Origin of the sequence: Coprococcus sp. RTP21204st1_G4_RTP21204_210225 (genome assembly GCF_040915385.1) — a bacterium.
Lineage (GTDB): Bacteria > Bacillota > Clostridia > Lachnospirales > Lachnospiraceae > Allocoprococcus > Allocoprococcus comes.
Map to the genome: position 1 here is coordinate 232,246 of NZ_JBCPDP010000003.1, position 12,471 is coordinate 244,716.

Sequence of the window (12,471 nt, forward strand, 5' to 3'; positions counted from 1 at the left end):
ATGAAAATTGCAAGAGGAATCCTGATCTGCGGAACAGGTATCGGGGTAAGCATTGCTGCCAACAAAGTTCCGGGAGCTTATGCAGCACTGGTTAACAATGTATATCAGGCTCAGAGAGCACAGCTCAGTAATAATGCCAACATTATCACACTTGGTGCACAGGTTACAGGAATTGAGCTCGCAAAATGCCTCGTAAAAGAGTACTTAAGCGTAACTTTCGATCCGGAATCCCGTTCTATGCCAAAGGTGGCAAGAATTACAGAATACGAAAAAGAAGGTAAATAATCTGAGTTATTCAGGAATAAACAAAAGGCAGTCAAGTGGGGCTGCCTTTTATTTTTGGAGGGGAAAAGCAATTGAAGCATATAACAAGTCTTCATCAGTCTGTCGGTTACATTTCGTGTAGATCTTTAGAAAAAATTTACACAATCTTTCTTGAATCCCATTTCATCAGGTACTATAATGGACGTTATTAAGGAAATTTGGAGGATGTTATGCTGTTTCAGAATATAGGACTGACCAGGGCAATGTATCAGTTTTTCCAGACTTTAATCTACGTTGCGCCTGCTACATTACTTGCAGTTTCGTTGCATGAATTTGCACATGGATATGTGTCATATAAACTCGGGGATATGACACCAAAATATGACGGAAGACTGACCTTGAATCCATTTAAGCATCTGGATGTGTGGGGAACGTTATGTCTGCTTGTCTTTCATGTGGGATGGGCAAAGCCGGTAAGGATCAATACCAGGAATTATAAGAATAAAAAAAGAGATACAATTCTTGTGGCAGCAGCGGGGGTAGTCATGAATTTCCTGCTTGCGTTTGTCTGTATGATTCTGCACGGGCTTTTGTATAAGTACGGATCGAGCGGGTTGATTCTGAATTATCTTTATGTGCTTACTTATTATGGAGCAGTGCTGAATATTGGACTTGGTGTGTTCAATCTGATTCCGATTCCGCCCCTTGACGGATCGAATATTCTTGCTGAGATCTTTCCGAGGGTAGCAGAGTTTTACTGGAAGATCCGACCGTATAGTATGTGGATCCTGCTTCTGTTACTTGGAACAGGAATTCTGGATGTGCCGATCAGTCTGCTGAATTCTGCAGTAATCAATGGAATGTGGAGTTTTGTGAAAGCAATTCTGAGAGTTGGATTTGTGACGACCGGTGGAGGAACTGTGATTTAGGAAAAGATGAAAAACGGGAATTGTAGTAAATGAGAATGAAAAATGCGTATAGAATAATGCAGGTAGTCGAGAGGATTACCTGCATTTTTCGTATACATTGTAAAATTGAAAAGAAATAAGGAAATATTACGAAAGACATTCAATAAAAATGTCTTTCGTAATAATATGTAAGGCATTTAGAATGGAACATCCATTTCATTTTCGGATGTATCGCTTTTGGATTTATCAGACGCATCAGGGGTGGAAGACTTTGGAAGTCCTCCGGATACAGCAGTCTTTGCACTGATTCCGTTGATCTCAACGCGATCGTCAACGACAATGACCAGGCATTTCTGACCATCGATAATACGTGTTTCTACAAGATCTGCGCATTCCGGGTTTACCTGAATGGTGATGTCCGGAGTTTTGATCTCGAATTTTTTGAGGTTTGCAATATTGGAGGCAAGGAGTGTACTGTGCTCTCCGGCAGCGGAATCGTACTGCTCATCGAATGTTTCCAACTTTTCTTCTTCGACACCGCTTTTGGCAAGGAGGTATTTAACTTCTGCTTTGTCAAGGGCAAGTGGTTCCGGATTTTCAGAATTCTGTTCAATCATTTCATTTAAGTTTTCGTGGATATTTTTGACTGTATCGTAGTCGCAGTCATCACCGAGCGTTTCTTCGATCAGTGTACGGAAAGTATCCTTCTGATCTCCGGCGGTGAGTGGCGGAACACATCCAAGAAGCAGATCGGTCAGACCGTTTCCGAGATTCTCTGCATTTTTTGAATAATAAAGTAGATTGTGAATATCGGTGCTGCGGTCATTAAAAGCAGGGAAGAGGAAACCGGCATCCGGCATCTCTACGATCCAGTCACGGATACGCTCATGGAAACTGTTTTCTTCTGCATGATAACTGAGTCCTGGCTTGGAAAGCTTGACCGGACAGAAGGTACACATGATGTAATCATAGACTTCATCGGATGCATCGAACATTTCACTTCCGTCCGTTGATTTTCCCGGAATATCGTAGGCTGCATGGACCAGCAGGATCAGATAGTTCTCTGCATAATCATAGGAATCGATGACACGATTATAGAATTCTTCCAGAAGAGCGTCGTCAGTAAGCCGGCTGTTTCTTAATTTGAGAAGAAATTCCTGTGTACCACCTTCCGATTCGGTCTCCAGAGGAAATTCCATATTCAGAAGATTTTTTCCGATCGTACCGGACAAGGACTTTCTAAAAATGTCAAAATACTTGAACATTTCCTCTTCCGGAAGAGAAAGGAAAGCATCTTTCATCTCCGTTTTTTTCTCTTTTTCACCATCTACATAGCATCCGCAGATGCGGGTGATCGCACAGTTGGATGGGGTGAACTGTTTTTTGATTTCAGTAACTTCTTTTTTATTCATAGTAAGTAAATCCCCTTTTGGTAATTGTGATTTTGTAAAAGACTGATGCTTATGAATTATAACATATTTTGAGGAAGAGTGTGATTAGGAGAGAAAATTATTTGATTATTTTCAGAATAATGTATATACTAAGTATATACATTATATGGAGGTGAATTTTATGCAAACACAGGTAAAAGCATGGGGAAATAGTCAGGGAATCAGACTTCCAAAAGATATTTTACAAGAGGCCAATGTAGAAATAAATGATATGCTGGAAGTAAAAGTATCGGATGGTATGATTATGCTTGTTAAGACCTTCAGGCATCAAAAATTAGAAGAAAGAGCTGAAAAGTTTGGTGGTAAGTTAAATCTTGATGGAGAATATGAATGGGATAAGCCGGAAGGAAGAGAGGTGTGGTAGAAAATGGAGATACAGCAGGGGGCTGTTTTAAAAGTGGAAAAAATTAAGGATCCTGTATTTGTTGCAAGTAAAAATTTTTTTAATCAGTCGGGAGAAATAATTGGCTGTCCAATATTAGGAGAGAGTACAGAAAGCCCACTTCACATTTATGTTGAAATGGATGAAAATAAAGGTTATATCCAATGTGAACAAATGAAAATGTTAGACTTGAGAGTCAGGGGATATAAAATAATAGATCGTGTAAAAATGGCAGATGTAATTAATGTAACAGACGCAATACAGAGTATATTCGACTATATATAAATGCAGGGAACCAATCCGGAACCCTGCATTCATAATATCTGCTATTAAGCCATCATTCCTGTGAGAATATCATTCACAAGCTTTCCGTCAGCTTTTCCTTTTACTTTCGGCATCAGTTCTTTCATGATACGTCCTTTATCCTTTGGTGTCGGAGCATCAATTCCAAGACCGGAAAGGACACCTGCGATCACTTCTTTGATCTCAGCTTCGTCCATCATCTTCGGAGCATACTGCTCAAGAACAGCGATACGTTTCTCGCATTCTTCAATAATGTCTGTACGATCAGCAGGAGTCATCTCCAGAGTTTCTTTTGTCTGTTTGATCTCTTTTAAGATAACTTGAACTTCTTCTTCTTCGGTAAGATCGGCACGTTTGTCGATGGCTTTGTTCTTAAGGGCTGCAAGAAGAGCAGATAATGTCTCTTTTGTGTCCTTATCCTTTGCTTTCATGGCTGCGACCATAGCGCTTCTTACTTCATCAATTTTACTCATTGTATATTCCTCCAAACTTGAGGCAAAATGCCTGTCTGCACTTTATTGTAGCAGATGGGAAAAGAATTTTCAATCTCTGGAAGAGGAAAACTTGGGTGGCTATTTATCAAAAAGTGCGGTATACTGATAGGAATGAATCAGGGATAGATGAGAGGTTAAGCGATAGGATGAGTGGCTGTACATTATGTCCGCGGATGTGTGGGGCGGACAGGGAGAATGGGAAGACAGGTTTTTGCGGAGAGACAGGGGAGATCCGGGCGGCGAGAGCGGCGCTTCATATGTGGGAGGAACCCTGTATTTCCGGAAAGGAAGGATCAGGGACGGTCTTTTTTACGGGATGTACTTTAAGATGTGTGTTCTGTCAGAACCATGAGATTGCGGGAAGCAAGGTTGGCAAAGTGATCTCAGAAGAGCGGCTGGCGGAGATCTTTCTGGAACTGCAGGGGAAAGGTGCGAATAATATCAATCTTGTGACGCCGACGCATTTTGTGCCGCAGATCATCCGGGCGCTTCAGAGTGCAAAGAAGCAGGGGATGTATTTGCCGGTTGTATATAATACGGGCGGTTACGAGAGAGTGGAAACCTTGAAAATGCTGGATGGTCTGGTGGACATTTACCTGCCGGATTTCAAATATTTAAATACAGATCATGCGAAAAAATATTCGATGGCGGAGGATTATCCGGAGGTTGCGAAGGCGGCTCTTGCTGAGATGGTAAGACAGGAAGGGAAGCCGGTATTTGATGAGCGCGGAATGATGAAACGTGGCGTGATCGTGCGTCATCTGCTTTTGCCGGGATGTCTTGCGGATGGAAAAAGAGTGGTGAAATATTTGCATGAGACTTATGGAAATCGGATTTATATGAGCCTGATGAGCCAGTATACGCCACTGGAGAATCTGGATGCGGCAAAATATCCGGAGCTGAACCGGAAAGTGCCGGAGTATGCGTATGAGAAACTGGTGGACTATGCGATCTCGCTTGGCGTGATGCAGGCGTTTATACAGGAAGGGGATACGGCAAAGGAGAGTTTTATTCCACCGTTTACACTGGAAGGAGTATAGGAAAGGAGATTGATATGAAAAGACAGGTGACAATGGAAGAAATTTCAGATGGAAAATTATATACCAGCAATGATCTGGTAAAAGCGGACTGTGGCGATTGTGAGGGATGCCACGCCTGTTGTACGGGGATGGGAAGCTCGATTGTGCTGGATCCGCTGGATATTGTCCGGATCAGCAGGGGAACAGGAGCGGCTTTTGAGACTTTGCTTGCAGGAAAGATTGAACTGAATGTGGTAGACGGAATCATTTTGCCGAATCTGAAGATGGCAGGAGCGGAAGATGGCTGTGGTTTTCTGACTGAGGAAGGAAGATGTGGGATTCATCCATTTCGTCCGGGAATCTGCAGGCTTTTCCCGCTTGGAAGATATTATGAGGAAAATGGTTTCCGCTATTTTCTTCAGGTACATGAATGTCAGAAAGAGAACCGGGCGAAAGTAAAGGTCAAAAAATGGCTTGATACACCGGATCTGAAAAAGTATGAAACGTATATTGCCAGATGGCATGGATTACTGATTCAGTTACAGGAATACATTGCAGCACATCCGGAGAGTGCGAAGGCGGTCAGCATGGATGTATTGCAGAGATTTTACCTTACTCCGTATCAGACGGAAGAATTTTACAGTGAATTTTTCCAGAGAATGGACGAGGCAAAAAAGGCATATTGTTAAATACAATTGAAATAATCGGCAGCCAGGGAGATGAATTCTTTGGCTGCTTTTTAATACCCGTTGTGAGGGTGAAGGAAAGGCTGTCCTGTTTTTTGACGAAAATCTGTAAGTAAACTTATCTGTCAAGAATATTTTCTTATATAGGCAAACCTGTACACGGATATGGAAGATGTGTGCACAGGAATCCGTGTCTGGGATTTAAAAATATCACAACTGCAAGGCAAGATATAAAAGCACCGCATTCTTGAAAACACGCGGATTCAGCCCGCATTTCTGGTAAATATGATTCAACTTGTACTGCACTGTGTTTTTGTGAAGAAACAACTTCTGGCTGGTTCCGAGAAGAGACATATTTGCTTCAAAGTAAGTCTGAAGCAGATTTCTTTCTTCATCAGAAAGTGCAGAGATCGTTTTTTGCAGATAAGCATTTTTTTCCTGCTCCGAGATGGAAGAGAGCAGAATTTCCAGTGTCATATCATCGAAAAAAGCAATCCCGTTTTCCGAACTCCGGCAGTATTTCAGCGCAGTGAGTGCAGACTGGTAAGAAAGAGAAAGCTGGAAAAGCTGACATTTCTTTCCGACTGCAATGGAGAGCAAAGCTCCACAGTCTGCGGTAAAATCAGCCAGTATCTGATAGAGAGCGGCTTTGCCGGAGTTTTCCAGCACGGCAAGATATTCATTTGGATAATAAAAGGTATAAAGAGTAATACCAAGCGTGCCGAAAAGTCCGATGATCTTCTGTTCAAGGGAAGAAGAGTTGTTGTGTCCATCCGGTGATGACTGGATGATCAGAAGCCGTTTCTTTGTCCCTGGATTTACCTGAAGATCTGAAAGGCAGGTGTCCAGATAATCCGGATCAGCAATCTCATTCCGGATCAGGGCATCGATAACAAAGTGTTTTTTATCTTCCAGAGAGCGGCTCAGTCGGTTCAGCTCTTTTTCACGGATCAGCAGATGGGTAATCCGGTCGGCAAGATGGACGTACTGGCGGACCTGGTCCGGTTCTCCGGTAATTCCGATCACTGCAAGAAAACTGCCGTGATAATAGAGTGGCATATTGATCCCTTTTTGTGTTCCGGGAAAATCATCATCTGAAAAAACTTCGATTGTCTGTTCTGTCTGGGCGGCTTTGTGACCGATGGCATGAAACGTACCAATCCGGTCGGCGTTGGTACTTGCAAAAATCATTCCCTGCTTATCGATAAAATTGATATCCTGTCCGCAGGTGTCTTTGATCGTGTTTACTACCTGAAAGGCAAGTGATTTGTCTAACTTCATTTTAAACATCCTCCGATTTTGGAAAAGAAGTTGTGGGAATGATGCAGATGCTTATCCAGCATTTAACAGGATAAAGAGAACGGTATCATTACCACTTATTTAAGAATTGTAGCATTATTTGGAGAGAGGAACAAGGTGGAAAGGTACAAGGGGAAAATTGCATAAAAGAAGAAGTGGAAAATGTATATGATTCACAAAAATGCAATATATGAATGAAAGATTTCAAAATATGAAATAAAACAATTGCTGAAAAAGTATAGATTGACAGAAAAATATCATGTTGAAATCAAAATGAAATGATTTTGAAAACTTCATTACTATATATGAAAAATTGTAAAGAATACATAAAAAAGTACATAGGTATTGATGAAAGCGTCAATAGAATTTATGCTTTTTTTCGTACAATAGCATTGTCAGATAAATGACAGCGCGCTGACATAATGAACGAGTAGAGGAAAGATTAGTAAAGAGGTAACCAAATATGAGCGAATCAACTAGAATAATGCTGGGACTGGCAATCGGTAAAAAGAAAGAAGAATGGGCACTTGCAATTCGGTTTGGAAAGTGTCCCTTTATGGATAATATGTAGGCAATTTGCGTTATGGAAGTTGCCTGTATATTTGTCATTACTTAAAACTACATAGGCGGATTGTTTACGGCAAAACTTAATCTGCAATATTTGCGATCACTGAGAGGTTTGCAGAGTCATCCAGAGAAATGGTAACAGAAGAACTGTTATCAATGGTTCCGGAGAATGTGTTAGAAAAGGATGTCCCATTTGCAGCTTTTCCGGAAACATGGATAGAATAAACACTGGATCGAGGAAGTTCTACAGTTTCGGAAGAACCTGCCTTCACAAGTGAAAGCTCTTCATTTGATGAAGAATCATTGTTACAGATGAAATGAAGATCTGTCAGGTCGTAGATCGTTGTGTTGTTGATGGTCAGTGTAGGAAAAGAAGAAAATCATAAAGAAAAGAGAGTATTTCTGTAAAAACTATACAAAAACACTCTCTGAAATTTGTAAATAATATTAAAACTATAACAGACGGAATACCTGTTCTACAGCTGCTGTCATATTTGATTTTGCATTTTCGGGATCCATTGCTTCGGCTAGTGTTGTGATCCCACGAACGATCGGGAAGAATGCATCGATTCCGGCCGCATTGCAGGCTGTTGCTTCCGGGGTGACGCTTCCGGCAAAAGCAACGACTTTGGAGCCGTATTTTTTTGCAAGTCTTGCCACACCGACAGGAGCTTTTCCCATAGCGGTCTGGTGATCGAGGCGTCCCTCGCCGGTAACAGTGATATCTGTATCTTCTAATTCTTTTTCCAGTTCGACAGCGTTAAGAATCAGATCGATTCCAGGAGTCAGCGTAGCATTTAAATAACTGAGAAATGCAAAGCCAAGACCACCTGCAGCACCAGCACCTTCTGCAGATGCATAATCATTATGAAGAAATTTGGAGGTAATAGAAGCATAATGATTCATTGCCTGATCCAGTTCTTCTGCTATTTCCGGTGTGACACCTTTTTGCGGACCATAAATATAGGTAGCTCCGTTCTTTCCGCAAAGTGGATTAGTTACATCACAGGCAATATGAAAATTGCATTCTTTGAGAATTGGGTTAGCTTTTTCTATTATAATAGAAGATACCCGTTCAAGCGCCTGTCCGCCTTCGCCGACATCCTGTCCATTTTCATCGGAAAATTGATAGCCAAGTGCCTTAAGCATTCCAATTCCACCATCATTTGTTGCGCTTCCTCCAATTCCAATAATGAAATTGCGGATACCGCGTTCCATGGCATCTGCGATCATTTCACCGACACCGTAAGTGGTTGCAGTAAGTGGATTTTTTTCAGATTCTCTTACCAGGATAATTCCGGCAGCGGCAGCCATTTCGAGGATGGCAGTATTTTTTTCTGCCAAATATCCGTAATGTGCATTTACCGGAGTACCAAGAGGACCAGTCACTGTAAGATCAATACGCTCACCACCAAGTCCTGCAATCAGGGCATCTGTGGTGCCTTCACCACCATCTGCAAGTGGTTTTACGACAACATTCGCATCCGGGTGTGCTCTTAAGATTCCTTCTTTTGCAGCCATTCCGGCTTCAATCGAAGTGAGACTTCCTTTAAATGAATCAATTGCAACTACAACTTTCATAATTTCTAATCTCCTTATCATTGAATTCATTTTATGATAAATCCAGTGTATCATGGATTGAAGAAAAAAAGAATGTTATAAGAAATAATAAAAAGAATAAATAAACATAAAAATATGTCCCTTATAACATTTGCAAAAAGTGGGATTTTTCCTATAATATGATGTAAGTGTCAAAAGTATCAATTGCGTTTGTGCTCGCACGAATAAGCAATGGAGCAATCCGGTTACATCAGTGAGTGGAAAAATTTACTTTTGACACTCATATCATAAGATAGTAAAAACAGACAGTAAGGAACAGAAAAACAAAATGCAGGGAGTGGAAATCATGAATAAAAAGGAGATAAAACTGAGTAATGGATGTGATTGCCATTCCAAGAAGTGGAAAGGCAGAACATGTACTGCAGAACTTGGAGGCGGGAAAGGTTCATTTGACAGTGGAGGAATATGCCAGATTAGATGCTGCTTTTCCGGCACCTCAGAAAAAAATATATCTTGATATTGTGTAAATCCCAATGGAATGTGGACGGTGAGATACAAATTAAAAAAATAGAGAAAGACCACACTTATAGATAAACAAAATAAAACTTATTGAAAATTTAAAAAATTGTTTTGCATTCTTGTTCTTTTTATGATATTGTCTTTAGAGGTACAATAATTCAGGGAGGAACAAGAAATGAATAATTACATGTATCTGGTCCCGATTGCAGCTGTTATTGCTTTATTATTTGCAGCATATCTTGCTGGTAAAGTAGGAAAACAGGATGCAGGTACGGACCGCATGAAAGAGATTGCAGGCGCAATCGCGGAGGGCGCAAGAGCTTTCCTCATGGCTGAATACAAGATTCTGGTCATTTTTGTAGTAGTGCTTTTTGTACTGATCGGATTTGGTATCAGCTGGGTAACAGCAGTATGCTTTGTAATTGGAGCACTTTTCTCAACAGTTGCAGGATACTGTGGTATGACAGTCGCTACAAAAGCGAACGTAAGAACTGCTAACGCAGCAAAAGAAAGCGGAATGAATAAAGCATTATCAATTGCTTTTTCTGGCGGGGCCGTTATGGGAATGTGCGTAGCAGGTCTTGGAGCACTTGGCGTAAGCCTTGTGTACATTGTTACAAAGAACGTAGATGTGCTTTCAGGATTCAGCCTTGGTGCATCTTCAATCGCACTTTTCGCCCGTGTTGGTGGTGGTATCTACACCAAAGCAGCAGACGTTGGTGCAGACCTTGTTGGTAAAGTAGAAGCAGGTATCCCGGAAGATGATCCGCGTAACCCGGCTGTTATCGCTGACAATGTAGGTGATAACGTAGGTGACGTTGCAGGTATGGGAGCTGACCTTTTTGAATCTTATGTTGGTTCACTTGTATCAGCACTGACTCTTGGAGCAGCAGCAGGAGCTGTATCCGGAGTTCTTTATCCGCTTGCGATCGCAGGATGTGGTCTGATCGCTTCTATCATCGGAACCTTCTTTGTAAAAGGTGATGAGAATTCGAATCCACAGAAAGCTCTCACAAAGGGAAGCTATGCAGCTTCTATCGTAGTTATTGTTGTAGCACTTGTACTGAGTAATGTACTCTTCGGAAAGATGAGTGCGGCAATTGCCGTTATCGCAGGTCTGGTTGTTGGTGTGATCATCGGTAACATCACAGAGTACTACACATCAGCAGACTACAAACCGGTTCAGGGAATCGGAGAACAGTCAGAGACTGGTGCAGCTACTACAATCATCAGTGGTATTGCGGTAGGAATGAAATCTACAGCAATCCCGCTTCTCCTGATCTGTGTAGGTATCTTTGTATCTTACTCAGTTGCAGGACTTTACGGAATCGCACTTGCAGCAGTAGGTATGCTTTCTACAACAGGTATCACAGTTGCCGTTGATGCATACGGACCGATCGCAGACAATGCAGGTGGTATCGCAGAAATGTCAGGATTGGATGAATCTGTTCGTGAAATCACAGATAAGCTTGACTCAGTAGGAAATACAACTGCAGCTATGGGTAAGGGATTCGCGATCGGATCAGCAGCCCTTACCGCACTTGCACTTTTCGTATCTTATGCACAGGCAGTTGGTCTTGAAGCGATCAATCTTCTTGACTACAGAGTAATCATCGGTATCTTTATCGGTGGTATGCTTACATTCCTCTTCTCAGCATTTACTATGGAGTCTGTATCAAAGGCTGCATACAAGATGATCGAAGAAGTAAGACGCCAGTTCCGTGAAAAACCGGGCATTATGAAAGGTGAAGAAAAACCGGATTATACGTCATGCGTTGCAATCTCTACCACAGCAGCTCTTCACGAAATGCTGCTTCCGGGTGTGATGGCAGTCGTAGTACCGTTGATCGTTGGTATCGTTCTTGGTGTGGAATCCCTCGGTGGATTACTTTCCGGAGCACTTGTTACAGGTGTACTTATGGCAATCTTCATGTCCAACGCTGGTGGAGCATGGGATAATGCTAAGAAATACATTGAAACAGGACATCATGGCGGAAAAGGAAGCGAAGCTCATAAAGCAGCAGTTGTTGGTGATACAGTAGGTGATCCGTTCAAGGATACATCAGGACCGTCTATCAACATCCTGATCAAACTTATGACAATTGTTTCACTTGTATTTGCACCGTTATTCTTATCAATCGGTGGATTACTGTAAAAATTGAATAAAGTAAAAGAAATCCTTCATTTGCGGGAAACCGCAGATGAGGGATTTTTATATATAATGTGAAATTCTTACTGTTAAAAAATAAAATGATATGAGTGTCAAAAGTATCAATTGCTTATTTGTGCGAGCACAAACACAATTGATACTTTTGACACTTACATCATAAAATTTCAGGTAAAAAAAACCCTGTAGGAATAAAAATGTTGTATTTCCACATACTACCCATATCGAATAAAATATGGAAAATATGTGGAACACAGGAGGAATAGAATCAATATGAAAGCTACAGGAATTGTCCGCCGGATCGATGATCTTGGCAGAATTGTCGTTCCGAAGGAAATCAGGCGCACGCTACGTATCCGTGAGGGTGATGCACTTGAAATTTTCACCGACCGGGAAGGAGAAATCATTCTCAAAAAATACTCACCGCTTGGGGAAATGGGAAATTTTGCAGACCAATATGCGGAAAGTCTGGCACAGACGCTTGGATATCTGGTGTGTATCACAGATACAGATCAGGTGATTGCAGCAGCAGGACCGGGAAAGAAAGAATTTCAGGAACAGCTGATCACAAGACAGCTTGCGGAAGTGATCGCAAGAAGGGAGCAGTTTCTGGCATCTTCTATGGATCGGAAGTTCACGGTCATCGTGTCGGGACAGAATGCAGAACTGAAATGGCAGGTGGTAAGTCCGATCATCTGCGCCGGAGATGCGATCGGTTCTGTCGTGATCCTGGCAAAGGATGGCAGGAAAAAACCCGGTGAGTTGGAACAGAAGATGATACTCTGCGCAGCAGGATTTCTGGGACGACAGATGGAACAGTAAAGGAATATTTCATAAGAATCTCTCATAGTA

14 protein-coding genes are annotated in these 12,471 nt (G+C 41.7%); 9 read left to right on the forward strand and 5 right to left on the reverse strand.

Translation table 11 applies throughout. The annotated features are described in order from the left end of the window. Both AB5213_RS04375 and AB5213_RS04380 read left to right on the forward strand, forming a co-directional pair. The gene (locus AB5213_RS04375; RefSeq protein ID WP_082421164.1) at window positions 1–285 is read left to right on the forward strand and encodes an RpiB/LacA/LacB family sugar-phosphate isomerase; all 285 of its coding nucleotides are present in this window, start codon (window positions 1–3) and stop codon (window positions 283–285) included. A 209-nt stretch (window positions 286–494) separates the two neighbouring features. Next, on the forward strand, window positions 495–1,193 hold the full coding sequence (locus AB5213_RS04380; protein WP_243006388.1) for a site-2 protease family protein: 699 nt from the start codon (window positions 495–497) through the stop codon (window positions 1,191–1,193). Between the two features lie 176 nt (window positions 1,194–1,369). Here the strand turns inward: AB5213_RS04380 and AB5213_RS04385 are convergent, their stop codons facing one another. Then, complete coding sequence (locus tag AB5213_RS04385) at window positions 1,370–2,584, reverse strand: DUF4317 domain-containing protein (protein WP_368276382.1); 1,215 nt, start codon at window positions 2,582–2,584, stop codon at window positions 1,370–1,372. Window positions 2,585–2,744: 160 nt separating this feature from the next. On the opposite strand from AB5213_RS04385, the gene AB5213_RS04390 reads away from it, so the two are divergent. Together AB5213_RS04390 and AB5213_RS04395 are read left to right on the forward strand one after the other, a co-directional pair. Then, on the forward strand, window positions 2,745–2,987 hold the full coding sequence (locus tag AB5213_RS04390) for an AbrB/MazE/SpoVT family DNA-binding domain-containing protein (RefSeq protein WP_044998617.1): 243 nt from the start codon (window positions 2,745–2,747) through the stop codon (window positions 2,985–2,987). Window positions 2,988–2,990: 3 nt separating this feature from the next. Continuing rightward, window positions 2,991–3,290 (forward strand): type II toxin-antitoxin system PemK/MazF family toxin, encoded by a 300-nt coding sequence (locus tag AB5213_RS04395; RefSeq protein WP_022221087.1) that lies wholly within the window; start codon window positions 2,991–2,993, stop codon window positions 3,288–3,290. Window positions 3,291–3,334: 44 nt separating this feature from the next. Here the strand turns inward: AB5213_RS04395 and AB5213_RS04400 are convergent, their stop codons facing one another. Then, on the reverse strand, window positions 3,335–3,781 hold the full coding sequence (locus AB5213_RS04400) for a GatB/YqeY domain-containing protein (protein ID WP_008369771.1): 447 nt from the start codon (window positions 3,779–3,781) through the stop codon (window positions 3,335–3,337). 167 nt (window positions 3,782–3,948) lie between these two features. Here AB5213_RS04400 and AB5213_RS04405 point away from each other — a divergent pair, with 167 nt between their 5' ends. Further along, window positions 3,949–4,842 carry a radical SAM protein gene (locus AB5213_RS04405; protein ID WP_368276383.1) on the forward strand — a complete coding sequence of 298 codons (894 nt, stop codon included), beginning with the start codon at window positions 3,949–3,951 and terminating at the stop codon, window positions 4,840–4,842. Between the two features lie 14 nt (window positions 4,843–4,856). Continuing rightward, window positions 4,857–5,510 carry a YkgJ family cysteine cluster protein gene (locus tag AB5213_RS04410; protein WP_368276384.1) on the forward strand — a complete coding sequence of 218 codons (654 nt, stop codon included), beginning with the start codon at window positions 4,857–4,859 and terminating at the stop codon, window positions 5,508–5,510. A gap of 207 nt (window positions 5,511–5,717) precedes the next feature. On the opposite strand, the gene AB5213_RS04415 is transcribed toward AB5213_RS04410, so the two are convergent. The 3 genes from AB5213_RS04415 to AB5213_RS04425 all read right to left on the reverse strand — a co-directional run bounded on the left by AB5213_RS04415 (window position 5,718) and on the right by AB5213_RS04425 (window position 8,954). Then, window positions 5,718–6,788 (reverse strand): CdaR family transcriptional regulator, encoded by a 1,071-nt coding sequence (locus AB5213_RS04415; protein ID WP_368276385.1) that lies wholly within the window; start codon window positions 6,786–6,788, stop codon window positions 5,718–5,720. A gap of 665 nt (window positions 6,789–7,453) precedes the next feature. Continuing rightward, window positions 7,454–7,735: a DUF5300 family protein gene (locus AB5213_RS04420; protein WP_330609686.1), complete on the reverse strand. Its 282-nt coding sequence runs from the start codon at window positions 7,733–7,735 to the stop codon at window positions 7,454–7,456. Between the two features lie 91 nt (window positions 7,736–7,826). Continuing rightward, window positions 7,827–8,954 carry a glycerate kinase gene (locus AB5213_RS04425; protein ID WP_195412639.1) on the reverse strand — a complete coding sequence of 376 codons (1,128 nt, stop codon included), beginning with the start codon at window positions 8,952–8,954 and terminating at the stop codon, window positions 7,827–7,829. Between the two features lie 353 nt (window positions 8,955–9,307). Between AB5213_RS04425 and AB5213_RS04430 the strand changes: the two genes are divergently transcribed. From AB5213_RS04430 to spoVT, 3 genes are all read left to right on the forward strand, one after another. Next, window positions 9,308–9,460, forward strand: a complete 153-nt coding sequence (locus tag AB5213_RS04430; RefSeq protein WP_215634103.1) for a hypothetical protein — start codon at window positions 9,308–9,310, stop codon at window positions 9,458–9,460. A 167-nt stretch (window positions 9,461–9,627) separates the two neighbouring features. After that, a complete protein-coding gene (locus AB5213_RS04435; RefSeq protein ID WP_055247759.1) occupies window positions 9,628–11,607 on the forward strand; it encodes a sodium-translocating pyrophosphatase in 1,980 nt (659 codons plus the stop codon). A 285-nt stretch (window positions 11,608–11,892) separates the two neighbouring features. After that, on the forward strand, window positions 11,893–12,441 hold the full coding sequence (gene spoVT / locus AB5213_RS04440) for a stage V sporulation protein T (RefSeq protein WP_022220492.1): 549 nt from the start codon (window positions 11,893–11,895) through the stop codon (window positions 12,439–12,441). Window positions 12,442–12,471: the final 30 nt, after the last annotated feature.